Origin of the sequence: Paraburkholderia strydomiana (assembly GCF_031456815.1) — a bacterium.
GTDB lineage: Bacteria > Pseudomonadota > Gammaproteobacteria > Burkholderiales > Burkholderiaceae > Paraburkholderia > Paraburkholderia caledonica.
Genome location: NZ_JAVDVL010000011.1, coordinates 95,510 through 115,463, shown reverse-complemented (window position 1 = coordinate 115,463; position 19,954 = coordinate 95,510). Strand labels below are relative to the sequence as shown.

Annotated in this window: 21 protein-coding genes; 6 read left to right on the top strand and 15 right to left on the bottom strand. The window is 60.0% G+C overall.

Annotation, left to right across the window (positions count from 1 at the left end):
* Positions 1-2 precede the first annotated feature (2 nt).
* From leuD to J2W46_RS25950, 3 genes are read left to right on the top strand one after another with little or no spacing between them, the layout of a single operon-like run.
* A complete protein-coding gene (gene leuD, locus J2W46_RS25960; RefSeq protein ID WP_310357434.1) occupies positions 3-605 on the top strand; it encodes a 3-isopropylmalate dehydratase small subunit in 603 nt (200 codons plus the stop codon).
* A gap of 39 nt (positions 606-644) precedes the next feature.
* Positions 645-1,850, top strand: a complete 1,206-nt coding sequence (locus J2W46_RS25955) for an MFS transporter (protein WP_179214089.1) — start codon at positions 645-647, stop codon at positions 1,848-1,850.
* Between the two features lie 24 nt (positions 1,851-1,874).
* Positions 1,875-3,491 (top strand): long-chain fatty acid--CoA ligase, encoded by a 1,617-nt coding sequence (locus J2W46_RS25950; protein ID WP_310357429.1) that lies wholly within the window; start codon positions 1,875-1,877, stop codon positions 3,489-3,491.
* 88 nt (positions 3,492-3,579) lie between these two features.
* Here J2W46_RS25950 and J2W46_RS25945 read toward each other — a convergent pair whose 3' ends face one another.
* The 13 genes from J2W46_RS25945 to J2W46_RS25885 form a co-directional block, all read right to left on the bottom strand.
* On the bottom strand, positions 3,580-3,957 hold the full coding sequence (locus J2W46_RS25945; protein ID WP_310357660.1) for a nuclear transport factor 2 family protein: 378 nt from the start codon (positions 3,955-3,957) through the stop codon (positions 3,580-3,582).
* 126 nt (positions 3,958-4,083) lie between these two features.
* Complete coding sequence (locus tag J2W46_RS25940) at positions 4,084-4,437, bottom strand: DUF1428 domain-containing protein (protein ID WP_020067568.1); 354 nt, start codon at positions 4,435-4,437, stop codon at positions 4,084-4,086.
* Between the two features lie 242 nt (positions 4,438-4,679).
* Positions 4,680-5,588, bottom strand: coding sequence for an aldo/keto reductase (locus tag J2W46_RS25935; RefSeq protein WP_310357425.1), 909 nt, complete (start codon positions 5,586-5,588; stop codon positions 4,680-4,682).
* Positions 5,585-7,201, bottom strand: coding sequence for an acyl CoA:acetate/3-ketoacid CoA transferase (locus J2W46_RS25930; protein WP_310357422.1), 1,617 nt, complete (start codon positions 7,199-7,201; stop codon positions 5,585-5,587). The genes J2W46_RS25935 and J2W46_RS25930 overlap by 4 nt, the downstream gene beginning before the upstream one ends.
* 51 nt (positions 7,202-7,252) lie before the next feature.
* Complete coding sequence (locus J2W46_RS25925; protein WP_204521303.1) at positions 7,253-7,714, bottom strand: MaoC family dehydratase; 462 nt, start codon at positions 7,712-7,714, stop codon at positions 7,253-7,255.
* Between the two features lie 12 nt (positions 7,715-7,726).
* A complete protein-coding gene (locus tag J2W46_RS25920) occupies positions 7,727-8,590 on the bottom strand; it encodes a sugar phosphate isomerase/epimerase family protein (RefSeq protein ID WP_310357419.1) in 864 nt (287 codons plus the stop codon).
* A 14-nt stretch (positions 8,591-8,604) separates the two neighbouring features.
* On the bottom strand, positions 8,605-9,090 hold the full coding sequence (locus J2W46_RS25915; protein WP_310357418.1) for a MaoC/PaaZ C-terminal domain-containing protein: 486 nt from the start codon (positions 9,088-9,090) through the stop codon (positions 8,605-8,607).
* Positions 9,091-9,146: 56 nt separating this feature from the next.
* On the bottom strand, positions 9,147-9,938 hold the full coding sequence (locus tag J2W46_RS25910; protein ID WP_027776233.1) for an IclR family transcriptional regulator: 792 nt from the start codon (positions 9,936-9,938) through the stop codon (positions 9,147-9,149).
* A gap of 50 nt (positions 9,939-9,988) precedes the next feature.
* On the bottom strand, positions 9,989-10,801 hold the full coding sequence (locus J2W46_RS25905) for a shikimate dehydrogenase family protein (protein ID WP_310357415.1): 813 nt from the start codon (positions 10,799-10,801) through the stop codon (positions 9,989-9,991).
* A complete protein-coding gene (locus J2W46_RS25900) occupies positions 10,798-11,634 on the bottom strand; it encodes a fumarylacetoacetate hydrolase family protein (protein WP_310357413.1) in 837 nt (278 codons plus the stop codon). Before J2W46_RS25900 ends, J2W46_RS25905 begins: the two co-directional genes overlap by 4 nt.
* A 21-nt stretch (positions 11,635-11,655) precedes the next feature.
* Positions 11,656-12,327: a DUF4286 family protein gene (locus J2W46_RS25895; RefSeq protein WP_027804555.1), complete on the bottom strand. Its 672-nt coding sequence runs from the start codon at positions 12,325-12,327 to the stop codon at positions 11,656-11,658.
* Positions 12,314-13,636 (bottom strand): MFS transporter, encoded by a 1,323-nt coding sequence (locus tag J2W46_RS25890; RefSeq protein WP_310067018.1) that lies wholly within the window; start codon positions 13,634-13,636, stop codon positions 12,314-12,316. Before J2W46_RS25890 ends, J2W46_RS25895 begins: the two co-directional genes overlap by 14 nt.
* Positions 13,637-13,658: 22 nt before the next feature.
* Entirely contained in the window at positions 13,659-15,260 is a 1,602-nt protein-coding gene (locus J2W46_RS25885) for an acyl CoA:acetate/3-ketoacid CoA transferase (RefSeq protein ID WP_310357411.1), read from the bottom strand.
* Positions 15,261-15,539: 279 nt separating this feature from the next.
* Between J2W46_RS25885 and J2W46_RS25880 the strand changes: the two genes are divergently transcribed.
* The 3 genes from J2W46_RS25880 (at position 15,540) to J2W46_RS25870 (ending at position 18,949) form a co-directional block, all read left to right on the top strand.
* Complete coding sequence (locus tag J2W46_RS25880) at positions 15,540-16,727, top strand: porin (protein WP_310357409.1); 1,188 nt, start codon at positions 15,540-15,542, stop codon at positions 16,725-16,727.
* A gap of 171 nt (positions 16,728-16,898) precedes the next feature.
* Positions 16,899-17,897 carry a Gfo/Idh/MocA family protein gene (locus tag J2W46_RS25875; RefSeq protein ID WP_310357408.1) on the top strand — a complete coding sequence of 333 codons (999 nt, stop codon included), beginning with the start codon at positions 16,899-16,901 and terminating at the stop codon, positions 17,895-17,897.
* Positions 17,898-18,280: 383 nt separating this feature from the next.
* Entirely contained in the window at positions 18,281-18,949 is a 669-nt protein-coding gene (locus J2W46_RS25870) for a GNAT family N-acetyltransferase (protein ID WP_310357406.1), read from the top strand.
* Positions 18,950-18,965: 16 nt separating this feature from the next.
* On the opposite strand, the gene J2W46_RS25865 is transcribed toward J2W46_RS25870, so the two are convergent.
* Together J2W46_RS25865 and J2W46_RS25860 are read right to left on the bottom strand one after the other, a co-directional pair.
* A complete protein-coding gene (locus J2W46_RS25865; RefSeq protein WP_310357404.1) occupies positions 18,966-19,475 on the bottom strand; it encodes a GNAT family N-acetyltransferase in 510 nt (169 codons plus the stop codon).
* A gap of 34 nt (positions 19,476-19,509) precedes the next feature.
* A complete protein-coding gene (locus tag J2W46_RS25860; RefSeq protein WP_288830744.1) occupies positions 19,510-19,899 on the bottom strand; it encodes a VOC family protein in 390 nt (129 codons plus the stop codon).
* Positions 19,900-19,954: the final 55 nt, after the last annotated feature.

The window sequence follows — 19,954 nt, the reverse complement described above, 5'->3', positions numbered from 1 at the left end:
CCATGGAACGCTTCCAGACTGTCAGCGGGCCCGCAGCTCCCCTGCTGCGGCGCGACGTCGATACAGACATCATCATCCGCATTGAAAGGCTCACCGGCCTGCCAAAGGATCAACTCGGCCAATACGCTTTTGAAGTCTGGCGTGGACCCGATTTCGTCCTTGATCGGGAGCCCTTCGTCGGAGCGCCGATTCTCATTGCAGGTGCGAACTTCGGTTGCGGTTCATCGCGTGAAGCCGCCGTATGGGCATTGCAGGGTTTGGGACTTCGGGTCGTCATTGCCCCGTCGTTCGGCGAAATCTTCACGTCCAACTGCTTCCAGAACGGCGTGTTGCCGGTCGCGCTCCCCGAACAGCAGGTCGCAAATCTTGCAGCGCAGGCACAGAGCGGCGCAGCAGTCACTGCGGACCTCGACACCTGCGTCATCACGGCTCCCGACGGAACATCGTTTCCATTCCATGTAGACCCCGTACGGCGCGAGATGTTGATCGAAGGAGCCGATGACATGTCGCTCACTCTTCGCAGACAAGACCTCATCCGCCAATGGCAGGCAGACGACGCACGTCGTCGTCCCTGGGTCTACTTCGGGTCGCGCTCAGCTGACTAGCTGTTGAACTCGATGCTCAGAACTACTACGGAGACAGAAATGAAAGGCAAGAAGGGAATTCTGGTTGCGATCTGGCTGCTGCAGGTCGTCAACTATATCGATCGCGTGGTCCTCGGTTTTGCAGGACCCGCGATGATGCAGACACTTCATCTCAACCCGCAGACATTCGGCGTCATCCTGTCGGCGTTCGCCGTGGGTTACCTCGTATCGCAGATGCCGGGAGGTTGGCTCGCTGACCGCTTCGGCACACGAGTCGTTCTGGTCGTCGCACCGCTCTTCTGGGCATTGCTGACTGGGCTGACGGGGCTATTTACCGGAGTCGCGATTCTTGTCTTCGTGCGCTTTGCATTTGGTGTGTCCGAAGGATTGTCAAACCCTGCGATCTACAAGCTGGTTGGCGACACGTTCGACGAGCGTGAGCGTGCCCAGGCGGTTGCCTGGTGGGCCACGGCCATCGCGGCAGCGCCCGCCCTGTCCGGCCCGCTCGTCGGGACACTGCTCACCTCGTTCGGCTGGAAGGCGGTGTTCGTCATGCTCGCCGCTCCGGCAATCGCAATCGCTGTGCTGAACAGTGTGCTGCTTCCCAAAAAAGCAGAAGTGGAGCGCGCTGTCGGCACGACCGACGAAGTCAGAATCCCGTTCCGGATTCTGGCGCAACAACCGGCGCTCTGGCTTATCAGCGGAGTCTTCTGCTTCTGGAACGCCGCGTACTGGGGCCTGCTCGGCTGGATGCCAAGCTATCTCGCGCTCGAACGGCACATCGACCTGAAATCCGCTGGGATGCTCGGTGGCATTCCGTATGTCTTCGGCGTGATCGGGCTGATTGTGACCGGCTGGCTTGGCCGGGGTCCCATGCTCAAACAACGACCTCAACTCCTTAGCGGTATCAACCTGCTCGGCGCCCTTTGCCTGTTCGCCGCCTATTACAGCAACACGCTTCAGTTGTGTATTGCTGGCTTGTGCGGTGCTGCGTTCTGCATCTACGGCGGTCTTGGCACATACGGCACCCTTGTGCTGGATTTCGCGCCGAAAGAAGCCCGCGCCGCCTACGCGGGGATCGTGGCAACCGTGGGCATGATCGGTAGCGTACTCGCCCCGCTAGTGATCGGAACACTCGTGAAGGACACGGGCACTTTTGCGAGCGGGTTCGGCGCAATGATGGCCTCGCTGTTCGTTGCTGGCTGCTGTGGCTTCGCGTTAGCCAAGCATGCGCCTGCGCGCTTGCAACCAGTAACCGGCGCCTGAGCGCTATCGACGGAGTTACAGCAAATGCGCTCTACGATGATGGACCAACCGCTCCTTATCTCTTCGATTATTCGTCATGCGGCAGCCTGTCATGGATCTACGGAAATTGTCTCGCGGGTAAGCGACGGGGCGCTGCATCGGACGAACTATACCGAGGTCTACGAACGCAGTAGCAAGCTTGCCGATGCACTCACCTCCTGGAGATTGCAACGCGGAGACCGCGTTGGAACGCTCGGTTGGAATGACCATAGGCATCTGGAGATTTATTACGGAGTCTCGGGTGCGGGTTTCGTCTGTCACACCATCAATCCGCGACTGTTCCCGGATCAGATCGTCTATATCGTCAACCACGCCAGTGACCGTTTGTTGTTCGTGGATCCCAGTTTCGTTGGACTGATAGCGGGTGTGCGGCAGCGCCTCCAGTCCGTAGCGCGAGTCATCGTTATGTGTTCGGCGAGCGCCATGCCGCCGGAGGCCATCGCCGAGGGTTTCGAGTGTTACGAGGAAGTCATCGCGGCGCATAAGAGCACGTTCGACTGGCCGCGGCTGGATGAGAACGACGCGGCCGGCCTCTGCTACACGTCCGGCACCACTGGCGATCCTAAGGGCGTGCTCTATAGCCACCGCTCGACTGTGCTTCATGCGTTGGCGGTCTGTGCGCCAGATGTCTTCAACCTGGGCGAGCGCACGACTGTCATGCCGGTGGTTCCCATGTTTCACGTCAATGGCTGGGGGTTACCGCATGCCGCGCCGATGGTCGGTGCGCGGCTCGTTCTCCCTGGGCAAAGACTCGATGCTGCTAGCTTATATCGGCTCATTACAACCGAGAAAGTGACGTTCACTGCAGGTGTGCCGACCGTCTGGGGCTCGTTGCTGGACTGGATTGACGACAACAAGGGTGAAATCGCCCCGTTAGAACGCGTCGCGATTGGAGGCGCTGCATGTCCTCAGATCATGGCCGAGCGTTTCCACGAACAGGGGGTTGACGTCGTCCATGCATGGGGGATGACGGAAACCAGCCGTGTAGGCCTGGCCAATCGGTGCCCGGTGCCCGCATCGCTGGCGCCGCAGGGAACCATGTCGCCCAATCGACGACTGAAGCAAGGCAAGCCATTGTTTGGAGTCGAGACGCGGCTCCTCAGCGATGACGACAGCGTATTACCGCACGATGGCACTACGTCGGGGCGCCTGCAGGTCCGAGGCCCATGGGTTGCATCTTCCTACTTCAACCTCCCGCTGGACCGCGCAGATAGTGCTGGTGACGGATGGTTTGAAACCGGCGATATTGCGACGATTGAAGCAGCCGGAACAGTTGAAATTGTCGATCGTGCCAAGGACGTCATCAAGTCGGGCGGCGAATGGATCAGTTCCGTTACGCTCGAAAATGCCGCGATGTCCCATCCCGACGTCTACGAGGCGGCCGCTGTCGCCCGCGAGGACGAGCGATGGGGCGAGCGTCCGGTGCTTTTCGTAGTACTTCGCCCCGGAACAGCACCTTCGAAAGAAGGTCTGCTGTTTCATCTCGGCACGCGTGTCGCTCGTTGGTGGGTCCCGGAAGACATCTACTTTGTCGACGATTTGCCCCATACCGCCACAGGCAAGGTCGTCAAGGCCACGCTTCGGAGGCGCCTCAGACAGTGACGGGCTTCGACACGGCCCAACGGTCCATGCAGACCGCGCAGCGGTCAGTCGGAAATGTCGGCGAAGCGATCTGGGACGGCCACACTTGCTAGGCGCCTGACTTCACAGATCCGCCATCGGGCGCGTCGTGCGGAAGGGACCAGCCGAAATAGACCTCTGCCTCGACGATCTTGTCACCGCGGACGGTTAGCCTCTCCGTATTGCGGAATCGTCGATTGCGAACACTCGTTCCTTCGTACACGACGAAGACCTGTTCGCCATGAACAACGACATCGACGAACTGAAAGTCGGTGATCGTCTCGCTGTTGGGCCAACAACGCGTGAAGTAGGTGTTGCGATCCAGGCGGTTGTCCAGAGGGCTGGTGAAATGGAAGTCTTCGCCGATCAGAGCCTCGATCGCGGCGCGGTCCTTACGTACATAGGCGAGATAACTCGCACGGGCGATGTCGGCAGGATCTTGCTGCATATACGTCGTCTCCATGAATGTTTCGAGAAGCGCCTCAACAGCCTGTTCCTGCAGGTGGTCCTGCAGGAAATTCAGGTGAATCGCAACTTCTGGCCATTGTCGACCGGCGCCACCTTCTTTGGCTCCTCATGCGTCCACGATCACTTCGAACCCGCCGTAGATTAGCCGCTTGCCGTCGAAAGGCATCGGATTGGTGTCAGGCTGCAGCCGTGGGTCAGCCATTACCGCTTTCATTCCGTCGTCTCGTGCCTGTCGCGAAGGCCAGACAACCCAGGAGAACACCACCGCCTCGTCATGCTGCCGTTTGACCGCCATCGGAAAAGACGTCACCTTCCCTTCCGGGACATCGTCTCCCCAGCACTCGACCACCTTCAATGCGCCGTGCTCCTTGAAGACGGCCGCTGCCGATTCGGCATGCTTCCTGTACGTTTCGCGATTGGCCGTGGGCACCGCGGCGACAAATCCATCTACGTAAGTCATGAACGATCTCCGTTCGCGTTGATAACAAATAGGGGCGCAAAACCGGCGTGGGGACAGCATTGCCGCAATCTTGCCGCCTTATATGCACGACGAACGACGCTTGAGGAAATCGACAAAGCTCACGAGATATTTCGATGTCGTCTGAAACCTACGCGTGCGGGGAGTGGCGTGCGGACTTCCCAACCTCTCAAAAGTGCGCAACGCAGTCAGAACAAAATATGTAGATCAACGTCAGCGAATGGTCAGGCTACAGAGTGCCCCCGCGCTGCTTCAAGAACGTAGAACCATTCCTCGCGCGTGAGCGCGATGCCGGCGCCAAGCGTCGCGTCGCGGATCCCGTCGACGCGGCTTGTTCCAGTCAGCACAACGGGACGGCTCGGCAACCGGAAGACCCACGCGTAGGCGAGCGGTATCCAGTCCGGCAGCCCGCGATCCCGCTGTATCTGTTGCAACGCTTCACGCACACGCGAGCCCGTCTCGTTGGACTCGTCGAAAAGCCGTCCGCCACCGAGCGGTGACCAGATCATCGGCACGACATCCGTCGCATTCATCGCCGTCAATATGCCGTCGTCGAGCGGCGCCGTGTGGAATGGCGAAAACTCGATCTGATTGCTCGCTAGCGGCACACGCGCTCCGAGCCAGTCGAACTCACGCGCGGAAAAATTCGACACCCCGAATGCGCCGATCTTGCCTTGCGCGACCAGCTGATGGGCCAGCTCCGCCAGTTCGTCCCGGTTGAGAAGCGGATCGGGGCGATGCAGTAGAAACAGGTCGATCCGCTCACGGCCCAGCACCGACAACGCATCGTCCACGCTTCGTCGCAGGTGCGCCGCGCTGCTGTCGTAGTGCTTGACGCGCGCGCCGCCGCCGTTGGACGAAGGCAGCCGAATGCCGGCTTTGGTGATGATCTGGATGTCGTCGTTATTGCCGCCGCGCGCAGCCAGCGCTTTGCCAAAAAACGCTTGCGCGGCGCCCCCGCCATAAATATCGGCAAGGTCGAAACTCGTCACGCCTAGCGCCACGCATTCGTCGATAAAGCGCGCCAGCCCCTCGCGCGACATGCCCCAGCGCATCACGCGCCACATGCCCGCGACGACCTTCGAGACCGCGACGTCTTGCGCAAGCTCGACAGCGGGCACGCGTTCGATCACGCGCGTGCGCCCCGCTCGGCATACCACTGCGCCACACGTTCCGAACGATAGCGCCGCCCGCGCGCGGCAATTTCATCGCGAATACGAAGCGGTTGCGGATCGAAGAGACGCGCATCCATCGTCTTCAGATCCGCGGCGACGCGGGGGCGAAACGCCATCTGCCCGATCACGTCGCGCTCCAGATCGACGCCCGGCGCAATTTCGATCAATTCGAGGCCTTCGTCGCCGAGCCGGAACACGGCGCGCTCGGTCAGATACAACGCGGTCTGCCCACGCTCGCGCGCGAACGCTGCGCTATAGCAGACCTGTTCGATCGACTCGACAAATTTACGATGCCGCCCTTCGCTGCGGATCACGGTCTGGCCGCCTTCCCAGCCGACATCCAGCCCGCCCGCCGTCAGCGTGCCGCTGAATATCACGCACTTCGCGTTCTGGCTGATGTTGATGAAACCGCCGACCCCGATGATCTTGTCGCCGAAACGGCTGATGTTGACGTTGCCTTGCGGATCGACTTCAGCGAACGACAGAAACGCGAGATCGAGGCCGCCGCCGTCGTAGAAATCGAATTGCGACGGCTGCTCGATCATCGCGGCGAAGTTCTGGCCGCCACCCGAATCGCGCCCGGTGAGCGGAGCGCCGCCGATGATGCCCTGCTCATTCGTGAGTACGACCGCGTCGAGCAGACCTTCTTCAGCAGCGATCGTCGACAGACCCGTCGAAACGCCCGCGCCAAGATTGCACACCGCGCCGGGATAGAGTTCGAGCGCCGCGCGCCGCACGATCACCTTGCGCGGTCCGAACGGCAACGGCTTGATCTCCGACAACGGTACGCGCAGTTCGCCCGCGTAACTCGGATCGTATGATGTCGCGTACGTCTGCGGCTGATCCGGCACGACCACGACGAAGTCGACCAGAATGCCGGGCACCTTCACCTGTTTGGGCGGCAAGGTCTCGCGCCGCGCCACGCGTTTAACCTGCACTATCACGACACCGCCCGCGCGGCGCGTTGCCTGCGCCATCGCCAGCATCTCGCCGAGCACGGCTTCTTCTTCCATCGTCACGTTGCCGTCTTCGTCGGCGGTCGTGCCGCGAATGAAGGTCACGTTCAGCGGCAACGGCTTGAACCGCAAGTATTCCTCGCCGTCGAGTTCGATTACTTCAACGAAATCTGCCGGCGTGCGCGGACTTTGCCGCGCGCCCTGCTGCCGCGGATCGACAAAGGTATGCAAACCTGTTCTGGTAATCAGGCCAGGGCGTCCCGCGGCCATCTCGCGCATCAGTTGCGACATCACGCCCTGCGGCAGCGTGTATGCCTCGATCTTGTCCTCCGCCGCGAGCGTGACGAGACCGGGCGAATCGACCAGTGCACTTGTGATTGCGCGACGTAGCAAGCCTTCTTGTGCGAGATGGCTCGCGCCCAGGGCCGCGCGGTCGCCAACGCCGACGATGCTCATCGAGGTGATACCGCGCGGCGCACCTTCGCGTTTGAACCGTTCGCCGACCGCCGCCACCAGCGCGTCGGGCACCGCGTGCCCGCCGCCCGATCCGCTGATGAGCACCGTGTCGCCGTCTCTTACGAGCGAGGCCGCTTCTTCTGCTGTAATGATCTGCATGATGTTGTCCGATGATCCGCTGCAATACGCCGTTATGCGCCTTCTGCCTGCTCACTCGCCCTTCAGTTTCTTCGCCCAGCGCATGACGTGTTCGCCGACCGCGACAAGCTCGCCGCGCTGGTTGAACACTTCGTTCTTCGCAATGCTGCGGCCTTTTTCCTTGTCGACCCTGATCACCTCATACACCACGGTGATCGTATCGCCGAGCGCAACCGGTTTCAGGAAACGCAGCTTGTCGTAGCCCGAGGAGACGGGGAAATCGCTGAGATTCTCTTTGTGAATCACGTGTTCGATCGACAGCGTCGAAGCGGTCGACATATAGCCCACCATCAGTGCGCCATGCGCGATGCGTCCGCCGAGATTCGACTTTTCGCGCGCGTACTGTTCGTTGACGTGCGTCGGGCTGAAATCGCCCGTTATGCCGGCGAACAGCATCACATCGGTTTCCGACACGGTCTTGCCGAAGGTATAGCGTTGACCGACTTCTACGAAATCGAGACCTGACTGCTCCATGCTTTAACTCCTTTACACCACAGTTCGGTAACGTGCGACACAGGTGTCCAGCACGTCGTCGCCGTCGCGCTTCCACCAGTTGTCGCTCGAAAAAATTTCCACTTCGATGAATCCGTCGAATCCCGCCTGCTCGACCTGGCTGCGCAGCCGCGCGATGTCGATGACGCCGTCGCCCATCATGCCGCGATCGTTGAGCATGTCGCGGGTCGGCACGAGCCAGTCGCAAACGTGAAAGCCAAGCAGCCGTTGCTTGCCTGCACGTGCGATCTGCGCGTCGACTTTCGGGTCCCACCACACGTGATAACAATCCACCGCGACGCCGAGATCGCCTTGCATCGACGGGTCGATCTCGTCGCACAGATCGAGCGCATGTTCGAGCGTATTCACACATGCGCGATCGGCGGCGTACATGGGATGCAACGGCTCGATCGCGAGCGGCATGCGAAGCGACTTCGCGTAGTCGAGGATGCGTGCAATGCCGTCCTTCACCTGCTCGCGCGCGCCGGCCAGATCGCGGCTTTGCGGTTCGCCCTCCATCGCCCCCGGCAAGCCGCCTACGACGAGGACCACGCAAGGCGCATCGAGTTCGCGCGCGGCGTCGAGTACACGCCGGTTACGCTCGAAAACCGCATCGCGTTCGCTGGCCTGCGCGACCGGGAACAGACCGCCGCGGCAATAACCGGCCAACTCGATCTGCGCCTCGCGCAGCAGGCGTTTTGTCTGTGCCACACCAACGCGCTCGACGTCGGCATGCCACGGTGCTATCGCGCGAATACCGCGACGCGCGCAGCCCTCGATGATGCGCTCCAGCGGCCATTGCCTGAGCGTTGCGGTGTTGAGGGCGAAGTGCTCGAGATGCTGTGAAAGATCGCGCATGACCAGTGCTTCCCTCACGCGAGCGTAGTCGGCATCATCATCAGCGTTTCGCCTTCCTGCACGACTTCGCCGCGCTGATTCAGCAGCTTCAGGCGCAACGTCGCGATCCCGCGATCGGGCCGCTTGGTCGGACGTTTGCCGATGACTTCGATATCGACATGGATGCGATCGCCGATCATCAAGGGCGCGCGAAACGACCAGTTCCAGCCGAGTGTCGCGAGCCCTTTGAGCAGCACCGGGCAACGCGTCTTCAGTCCGTCGGCGAGCGACAAACCGAGCAGGCCGTGGGCGATGCGCCCAGGAAAACCGGCCTCCTGCGCGGCCATGTCATCAACGTGAATGTCGTAGTAGTCACCCGAGACGCCCGCGAAATTGACGACGTGCGTTTCGGTCACGGTGACGCCCGCGGTGAGGTAGTAGTCGCCGGCCTCGATGTCGTTCAATCCGTAAAGGCCTGGCTTCAGCAGACGCCGCGTGTCACTGGCGACGGAGTCGCTCATTGCTGGATCTCCTTCCCGTCAGAGGGCATTGGGGGCATTGGGGGCATTGAGTGCGTTCACCCGTGCAGATGCGCCGGCGGCATGGCAAACGTGGGGGCATTGACTTCCGACAGTGCCGCCGTTGCGCGCATCAGCAGCGGCGCGAGTTCCTGCATGCGCTTCGCGGTCAAGCGGAACATCGGCCCCGCAATCGTCAGCACGCCAATCGGCTCGTCGTCCTTGCCGCGAATCAACGCGGCCATCGCCGAAGTGGCCGCCTCGACACTATTGGTCACCGTTGCGTAGCCGTTCGCGCGTGCACGGCGCAGTTGCTTGAGAAATTCCTCCGGGGTACGCGGTGCGTTCGGGCCGTAATCCTCGTCCCGGCCGAAGCCGGTCTTCATCACCCGCGCGAGCGCTTCCTCGTCGCTCATCGTGGCGAGCCAGACCAGCCCCGACGCCGAGCAGAACAACGGGGCTTCCGCGCCGCTGTCCGGGTCGTAGCGCAGACCTACCCGCGTGCCTAGCGACTTTGACACCCACACCAGCCGCTCGCCATCGATCAGGCCGAGCCGCGACAGCTCACCCGAAACGCTCGCGAGTTCGTCCATCAACGGCCGCGCGAGGTCGATCAGATTGTTCTTCGATACGAAACGGATGCCGAGCGACACGGACTTCAGCGACAGGCAGTACTGCCCCATCTCCCGTGTCTGGTGCACGTAACCCATTTCGATCAGACTGGTCAGCAAGCGATGCATTGCGCTTACCGGAATATCGAGAGCCTCCGAAAGCCGGCTCAACTGCATGCCGTTGCGATCGGTCGACAGCAACTCGAGGATGGCCATGCCACGTTCCAAAGCGACGCTCATACGTTACCTACTCATTGCATGTGAATTGAATGGTTCGCACCGGACCGCGTTTATACACGATGCCCAAAAAATCCGGCCAGCGCGCGAGCCTGCCCTTCAATCATGCGCTTGCCGCCAATCGTCGTCACGCCTTGCGATTGCGCGGCGCGCATCAGCGCGGTCACGTCGGGTTTCGGCACGATGTCGAAAAGTACATGCTGCGCGTTCATACCCGCGATGTCGACGGGTAATGCGTCGTCAGGCTTCATGCCGAGCGGCGTCGCGTTGACAACGAGGTCGTGGCCGTCGAAGGTCGGTTCGGACGCTCGACATACGCACGACGGTGCGGCGTTTACAACCGCCTCAACGACCTGCCGGACGCGTTCGCCGTCGATATCGCTCAACTCAATCTCGCGCACGCCGCTTTGCGCGAGCGCGATTGCGATCGCGCGTCCGGCACCGCCCGCACCGACCAGCAGCACGCGCTTGCCGGCTGGCGGATGACCGGCATCATCGAGCGCGCGCACAAGCCCGGCGCCGTCGAACATGTCGCCTTCCCATCGATTATCGGGCAGGCGGCGCATCGCGTTCAATGCGCCCGCCGCTTGCGCGCCAGGCAACACATGGCTGACGAGCGACATCGCATCGACCTTGAACGGCACGGTGATGACGATACCGCGCAGATTACCGATCGCCATCAGCGAGCGCATCGTCTCACCAAAGCGGTCGCGCGAAACGTGCATCGGTACCAGCAGCGCGTCGACCTGCGCCTGCGCGAACAGTGCATTGACTACCTGCGGCGAACGCACCTGCGAAACCGGATCGCCGACGATCGCGTACAGCGCCGTCGCGCCGGTCACCGGGATGAAGGAGGCCGTGTTCATACGACGCGCTGGGTCTGCGTGCCCAGCCCTTCGACGCTCAGGCGAACCGTGTCGCCACGCTTCAGATAGCGCTCCGGTTTCATGCCGAGGCCAACGCCGGGCGGCGTGCCCGTCGTAATGAGATCGCCCGGCATCAACACGACGAACTGGCTCACGTACGACACGATGGTACGGATCGAGAAGATCATGTCGCTCGTGTCGCTGTTCTGCACGCGCTCACCGTTCACCTCGAGCCAGAGCGGCAGTTTCTGCGGATCGGGGATTTCTTCGGCAGTGACGAGATACGGACCGATCGGACCGAACGACGGTGCGCATTTTCCCTTCACCCACTGGCCGCCGCGTTCGAGCTGGAATGCGCGCTCCGAAACGTCGTTACACACGCAATAACCGAACACGTACGATAGCGCGTCGGCCTCGCTGACGTAATGCGCGCGTTTGCCGATCACAAACGCGAGTTCGACTTCCCAATCGGTTTTTTCCGAGCCACGCGGCAAGATGATGTCGTCGTCCGGACCGACGATACAGCTTGGCGCCTTATTGAAGAGAATCGGTTCCTCCGGCAGCGGCGCATTGGTCTCTTTCGCATGCTCGACGTAGTTAAGACCGATCGCCAGAAAGTTGCCTGGCTGCGCAATGCACGGACCGAAACGTGCGCCCTTCGGTACTTCAGGCAGCGTGGTCAGATCGAGGTTGGCGAGCCTGCTTTCGAGGCCGGTCGCGATCGTTGCGGGATCGATGTCGGCGATCACGGCAGACAGATCACGATGCGTTCCGTTCCTGTCGACGACACCGGGTTTTTCCGCACCTACGGGACCAAAGCGAAACAGTTTCATGCGATTTCCTTGTGTTGAACATCAGCGCGAGGCGCTGAGGCTGTATTGCAGTTGATAGTTGCCGCGCGCGATCGCGCCGACGCCGGCTTGACGCAATGAATCGTCGGCCAGTTCACGTTCGGCGAGTGAATCGAGTGTCGCTTCGTCAGCGGCTTCGATCAGCAGTACACCGTCGATCTGTGCATCGGGCGTGCCGCGCAATTCGAGCTCGCGCGTCGGCTTCGTTTCGCGCTGCACGCCGTCGAGCAGATGCGCGCCGACCAGCGCGGTACGTGCCGGCAAATCGTCGAGTATCCGAATCAGCGTGCTAATCGCCTTATCACGCGCGACAGACGGAAACGCAAAGCGGATTGTCTGCATCCACGCGCCCTCGCCGATACCTCGTGTGTGCGCGACGCGGCACATTGTTCGCGACGTGTCGACGAAGGTGGCGACTACCCTGGCGGTCCACGGCGTCGGATGATCGAGCCGGTCCCGATAGACCGGCGATTCGAGCACCCCGAGCGACTCGGTTTCGTAGAAGTTGAAATAGCGAGGCGAGCCGCGACTCGCGACGTAGCGGCGGCCGCGCAGAAAACCCGGCAGACCGACACGCTCGGGGATATGTTCCGACACATGCCATGCGAGAAATTCCGCGTCGCCACCCGGTGCGATGCCGTTCCAGAATGCGAGCGCTGCGTTACCAAGCATCACGACGAATGCCCTCCTGTTGTGATTGCGCGGACTCGTCGTCTTGCGCGCCCGCATGTTCGATCGGGATGCCGCGCGTTTCACGGGTTGCCAGATAGATAATCAGTACGCCGAGCACATCGCCGAGCAGCGTGTAGAAGAACATCCCTTTCGGCAACGCAACCTTGAAATAGTCGAGCGAGGCCAGCACGATGAACGGCGCAATGCCCCCGCCGATCACGCCGATGTTGTACATCAGCCCGACGCCGGTTGCGCGCACGTTCGACGGCAGATTCTCGGCGAGGATCGTCGGATAAATGCCGGATGCGCCGACGATCCAGAAGCCCGACAGGAACGCGAACGTGCAGCCGAGCGCGATCGAGACTGGCGCGAGATTCACGAGCGCGAACACGCAACAGCAGCCGATCGCGAGCATCATCGCAATTGCATTCTTGCGGCCGACGCGTTCGGCGATAAAGCCCGAACAGAAGAACCCACAGATCTGTCCGACCGCACCCGCGCTGGTGATCATGCTCACCGACGCCGGCGGCATATGCAGTTCGCGCAGATACGTCGCGAGCAGACCCTGCAGCGGCCACGAGCCGAATTGCAGCAGGAATTGCACGAGGCTCAGCACGAGCACGAGCTTGAGATGCTCGCGAAACAGCGTTGCGGCGGGCGATTTGCGCTTCGACACGAGACCTTTCTCGCGCGCCTTCAGCCACACCGGCGATTCCGGCACGAAACGCCAGATATACAATCCCACGAGCAGGCCCGGAATGATTCCCGCAAAAAACAGCGGACGCCAGCCGAAGTGCGGATAGATCAAACCGTAAAGCGTCGCCGCGAGCACGCTGCCAAAACCCCAGCCCGTGTCGAGAATGCCGATACCGATCGCGCGGTATTTCTCCGGCCAGACCTCGGCGATCATCGTCGAACCGAGCGTAAGGATCGGTGCCATGCCGAAACCGAGTAACAGCCGGAACGCGAACACCGCCGTGAAACTCCAGGCGAGGCCGGTGAACGCTGCGCCCGCCGTGAACCACACGAGCGCGATCAGCATGGGAATCTTGCGGCCGATACGATCGCTCAGATTGCCGAACAGCATACCGCCGAGCCAGCGCACGCCGAAGGTCGCGAGAATCAGCAGCGACGCAGTGTGCAACGTGACATCGAAGGTTTTCGCGATGTCGATCAGCACGAAAGTGATCAGCAGAAAGTCGACGGCGTCGAGCGCCCAAAGGCACCACGCGCCCGCGAGCGTCAGCCATTGCGCGCGATTGATTTCCTGATACCAGCGCCGCTTTGCGGGCGCCGTTGCCGGTTGGTTCACGTTTGTCTCCTTGATTTATCTATTAGTGGTTCAGCAACGCTTTCACTTTCGGGTGCATCGGCAACGGCTCGTTTTGGAGCCGCGCCTTCAAACCGAGCGAGCGATCGGAAAAGACTTCAGCGGGCATCGTTTTCAGATCGGGCGACACGTCGATCTCGAACGGAACGCGGTCGAGCACATCTTTTTGCAGGTCGATACCCGGTGCGATTTCAATCAGCGTCAAGCCATCGCTCGAGAGCGAAAAGACGGCCCGTTCGGTGACGTAGAGCACGGTCTGCCCACCTTCGCGCGCGTTTTTCGAACTGAACGATATCTGCGCGAGCGACTCGACGAACTTCGAATGACGCCCTTCCGCGACGATTCTCAATTCGCCGTTCTCGACCGCAACCTCCAGACCGCCCGCGGTAAACGAGCCGCCGAACACCATCTTTTTGGCGTTCTGGCTAATGTTGATGAAGCCGCCGACACCGACCAGGCGATCGGCGAAACGCGTGATATTGACGTTACCGGTATGGTCGATTTCGACGCAGGACAGGAATGCGATGTCGATGCCACCGCCGTCATAGAAGTCGAATTGATACGGTTGATCGACGATTGCCGCGTAGTTGCGTGCCGCGCCCGCGTCGAGTCCGTTTGCAGGCGCACCACCCGTCAGGCCCTGTTCGTTGGTCAGGGTGACGAGATCCAGAACGTCTTCGCGCGCGGCAACCAGACCGATACCCGTACACACGCCCGAGCCGATATTGCAGACGGCGCCGCGCCGCAATTCCAGTGCGGCGCGCCGCGCGATTACGCCGCGTTCGTCGAGCGGTAACTCAGGGAACGTTGTGAGCGGCGTCTTCAGTTCGCCGGCGAAAGAGGGGTCGTAGAAGGTCTGATATGTCTGCATCTGGTTCGGTTCAACGACGACGAAATCCACCAGATTGCCGGGAATCTTTACGCTTTTCGCGGGCAGCATGCCGCGCTTCGCAAGCCGCTTGACCTGCACGATCACCACGCCGCCGCAGCGCCGCACCGCTTGCGCCATCGACAGCATTTCGCCAAAGATTGCCTCGTGTTCGTGCGAAATGTTGCCGTCCTCGTCGGCAGTCGTGCCGCGCAGCAACGCTACATCCGGTCTGAACGACTTGTAGAACAGCCACTCGCGGCCATCGCGTTCGACGAGTTCGACCAGGTCTTCAGTTGCAATCGAACTTTGTTTGCCGCCCTGATGACGCGGATCGACGAATGTATTCAAGCCGACATGGGTTGTCAGACCCGGCCGCCCACCCGCGATTTCGCGGATCAGTTGCGAGAGCACGCCCTGCGGCAGCGTGTACGCCTCGATGCGATTGGCCATGGCCAGTTTCGCGATCGGCGGTGCGTCAACGATAGTCCCGCACACCACGCGCTTGAGCAGCCCCTCATGCGCGAAGTGACTCGCACCCAGCTCATCGCCGCGATTCCCGAGACCCACCGGGTGAATCGCCGTGATCTTGCGCGGTGCCCCCTCTTCCTTGAAGCGTCGCTCGATTGCTGCGAGCAGTGCCTCGGGAACCGCCATGCCCGAGCCGGAGCCCGTGATCAATACCGTGTCGCCATCGCCAATCAATTGTGCGGCCTGATCCGCCGTACCTAGCTGCATGCTCGTCTCCGCTCTAATGTTGGAAATGTTTTCCAGGAAGTTTTTTCAGGTTACGACAGGGAATGGGATTCGTCAACGTTTCGACGCGTTTAGACCGGGGCAACACGGTCCGGACAAACCCTGGCAAAAATCCGCTTGCTTTCCGATCCGTAGACCGCCCTATAATTCTTGGAAATTTTTTCTGGAAGAGTTTTCCAGTTTTTGCCGACGCTGAACCACATTTGCGTTTTGAGCCGGACACCTCACCTCGCGACAACCACAGTCAGGAGTTGGAGAGACATGAAAAAGCACGCGATGACCGCTGCCTTGACGTTGCTGTGCGCGTCTTACGCACATGCGCAAAGCTCGGTGACGCTGTATGGGGTGATCGACGAAGGACTGCAGTTCGTCAACAACAACAAGAACGTGGTGAATGGCCACAACGTCGGTGGACGGCAATGGACGCTCGACTCGACGAATGGCATCAACGGCAGCCGCTGGGGCTTGAGAGGAGCGGAAGATCTGGGTGGGGGACTGGCCGCTATCTTTACCCTGGAGTCGGGTGTAAACCTGAACAATGGCGCGCTCGGACAAGGCGGCGCGGAGTTTGGCCGGCAAGCTTTCGTTGGGATTTCTAGTGCGACGCTCGGCGCTATAACGCTCGGCCGTCAATACGACTCGATCTTCTGGTACGTGCAGCCCGTGACAACGCTTGGCTACCTCGGCAGCGCCGCCTTCGCTCATCCTGGCGACCTCGACAACACGAACAACTCCCTGCGTCTGAACAATACGATCCGTTATGCCAGCGCCAACTATCGCGGCCTGACCTTCGGTGGCGAATTGAGCCTTGGGGGACAGGCGGGCAACATCACTGCGGGCAGCGGATACAACGCGGGTGTCGCGTACATCAACGGCCCGCTCGCGCTCGGCGCAGCCTACGAGTACTTCAAGAATCCGACCGGCGCAACAGGCAGTACCGGCTTCTTCACCGGAAATCCGAATGGCGCTACTCAGTTGAGCGGTGTGCTGAACAGCGGATATGTGAGCGCGACGTCGTACCAGGTCATCGCCGCAGGCGCGACATACAGGATCGGCAACGCGATCATGAATATCGGCTACTCGAATGTCGAGTACGGGAACATTACGGCGCTCCGGGGCAACAGCGCGAAGTTCAACACTGCTGAAGCGGGCATCAAATATCAGTTCACCCCCGCTCTCTCCGCTGGACTTGGCTACACGTACACAAAGGGCAACGCGGTCGACAACGGTGCGGGCGGCACCGTCGGCAACCAGCACTTCAATCAGTTGGCGGCGCTTGCGGACTATTTCGTGTCGAGACGAACCGACTTCTACGCGGAAGCGTCTGTTCAAAAGGCGTCCGGCGTATCGTCGACCGGAGGCGCTGCGGTCGCGAACATCGGCAACCTGGGCGACTCATCGACGCCGCACCAGGTCGCGGTCCGGCTTGCGATGCGGCATCGATTCTGATCATCGTCGCATCAGTACGCCGTCGCGCCGTCGCTGGTCGCCGCCGCGGAAAACCGCGACGATGATTCGGCTCACATCAAAGCAAACGATGCAGTAGCTCAGTGACTTCAAGGTGTTCCTGAGTTGCAGTCGTACATCGATTCCAGAATGTCCCTCTCCCATTGAATGATGATGCAAACAATCGACCATGTTGGACAACGCAATCAAAGGCTCGGTCTTCGGTGGGGCATACTCGGTGCAGCCACGATTGCGGATTCGGTGATCATGCCCTCGATCCAGCAGATTGGCAGTCGCATCACCATTGTCGCTAGCAGAGACATTGAAAAAGCCTCGCTTCTTGCCCGTAAGCATGCGGTCGATCACGTGACCGCGAAATATGAAGACGTCCTTTCGCATCCTGAGGTGGACGCAGTGTATGTCCCGGTTCCAAACGCGTTGCATTTCCCGTGGACCGTTGCAGCACTTCAGGCTGGAAAACATGTTCTTTGCGAAAAGCCGATCTGCATGAATGCCTCCGAGGTACGACGGCTGATCGAAGAACGTGATCGCAGCGGCCTGGTCTGCGCGGAGGCAATCATGATCGTCCATCACCCGCAGTGGGAGAGCGTTCGTCAGGCAATCTGCTCTGGTGAGATCGGTGATATTCGGCAAGTGGGAGGCGCCTTCACATACTTTCGCGCGGACCCTGCATCGATTCGCAATAACCTGTCTCTTGGCGGTGGAAGCCTCCGCGATGTCGGCATGTACCCAATCGTGGGGACAGCCTTCGCAACCGGTCGGGATCCAGTCGGAGCACAAGGCGATTTGAGCTTCAGTGCGACGTCAGGAACCGATATCGCTTCGGACTGTGTTATTGATTTTGGCGACTTCAAGCTTCGGTCGTTCTGTAGCACGCTAATGGGCCGGAGGCAGTCGATGCTCTTCCATGGAGAGAAAGGCTGGATCGAAATGACAGCACCATTCACCACAAATAACTACCACGACGCGAGCGTGATAAAGCATATCGATGGAGCCGATCAGCTACACGTCGAACATTACGGTAGAACGCAAGAACAGTATGAACGGATGTTGCTTGATTTCGAAAAGTCCGTTGAGACTGGCACACCGGCGGCGTATCCACTGGAACGCTCGCTTATTGTTCAAGGTCAGCTTGACGCTTTATTACAGTAAAAAATCACACGAGCGCGAGCAGATCATGTTGAGGCGAGGCACGCTGTCGAGGCATTGGAAGTGGCTTTCGCAAAGTACTGACAGCTTGAGATCCTCTCCGACGATTATCCTACCGTCCGCGTGACCTCGTCATGACTGGCGGGGCCGTTGACGAAGTCTATATGTGATGTAAGAACGTCACGATTCCCACGACTCGCCGCCGGGCGTCATGGTGCACATCATCGTTTTGAGAGTGTCGGAGTTCATGCAGACATATTGCATCTGTAAAGATCACAGTCAACGGGGATCGCCGATTGTCACCAATGTGAACGGCCGACGCCAATGCCTCAGAAACGGCCGCACCACCCCACAGTCGTGCGCGGCGATCGCGCTAGGTGTGCATCGTGGCTTTTTCTGTAGCGGACGCCGGTCGAATTGTTGACGAAAAGTTTCTGATTAACCATACTTCTCCGCCCTTTCAATGGGAGGACAACGTGACGAGCGTTCACATCGATGCACTACCGAGTGCAATGTCAACGACACGCCTGAAACTTGTGCCGGCATGTGAGCAGTTCACCCATGAGTTGCGGGAATACACCGTTGAAAATCGCGCTCACCTGCAGCCCTGGGAACCGCTCCGAGCCGAAAGCTTTTTCGAAACTGAATCAGTTCGGCGACGGCTGTCGATGATGGCGCACAACAACGACTCAGGGGTCGCGGTGCACCTACTTCTAATTGCGCCAGGAACCGGCGAAATGGTGGGCGATTGCAATTTCACCAACATTGTGCGCGTTCCCTTTCAGGCATGTCATCTTGGATTTTCGCTTGCAAAGCGGTTTGAAGGACAAGGGCTGATGCGCGAAGCATTGACCTCTGCGACTACCTTTATCTTCGACGAAATCAGATTGCACAGAATAATGGCCAACTTCAGGCCTGAAAATGCTCGCAGCGAACGGCTATTGAAACGGCTAGGCTTTGAGCGCGAAGGCCTGGCGCGGTCCTATCTACGGATCAATGGGGTATGGGCCGACCACGTGCTCACGTCGCTAATCAATCAGACTCCAGAACGTTGAACTATTCTTGCAGCCTTCATTCCGAACTTTCTATCTCCGCAGTCCGAACCCGCTTTCCCATTTCAAAGGCGCGAATCTCATAGCCAAGTTCCCGGTACAGGCTGACCGCCTGTTGGTTGAACTCCCAAACGGCTAGTCTGATGTCAGTGGCACCCTGCTTCCGCGCCCACTCTTCGGCGAGTTTGATAAGAGAACTGCCGACCCCGCGTCCTCTGATTTGTTCTGAAACTGCGACGGACCCGATGCGCCCAACGACCATCGGCTGCAACAGCGGGCTCATCGGCTTCACCACCTGAATCGTAATGAAGCCGACAGTTTTGCTACCAAGCTCTGCAAGGAACGTCGCTCGATCTTCTCCCTGGAGGCTGGAAAGCCAGTGCGGCTCGTCGCGGCTGAACTCTGTGGTGGCATCTGCGTAGATGTCAGGGCGTGCTGAGTGATGGCTCGCATTCAGAATTTGACCCAATTCGCAGATTGTCAAAACGTCTTCGGTGGTTGCACGTCGATAGCTTATCGGGTTGGTCATCGTCAACTCTTGAGGGAGAAATACGATAAGGACGTCAGACACTCCACGCCGCGTTTTGCAAGACGAGCCGATAGCCGTCGGCATCCTCGAATGTCCGTCCCGACACGTCCCAATATGGATTGAACGACTTTACGCGAACAAATCCATTTTCGACAAGACGATTGCCCATTGCACTCCACTCCTGTCGATCGGGTACGTAAAACACGAGCAAGTCCTCAATCGTTGGTCGAGGCAGCACGGGGTGTTCGCCGCAATGGGTGAACTCAAAATGATAGTCCATGCCTGGACTTCCAAGCATCACTCCGTCGAAGCCCTGATGGTCCTGAAACCTCGCGAGCACGGCCAGGTCAAGCCCTACGCAATACATGCGTTCGGTACGGACAAGATCGCAAACGGGCCGAGCGACTCTGAGATGCATCTTCATCGAACAGGTCTTATGGATATGGTTGCAGAGGCATCAAAAATCGGCTTGGGATACC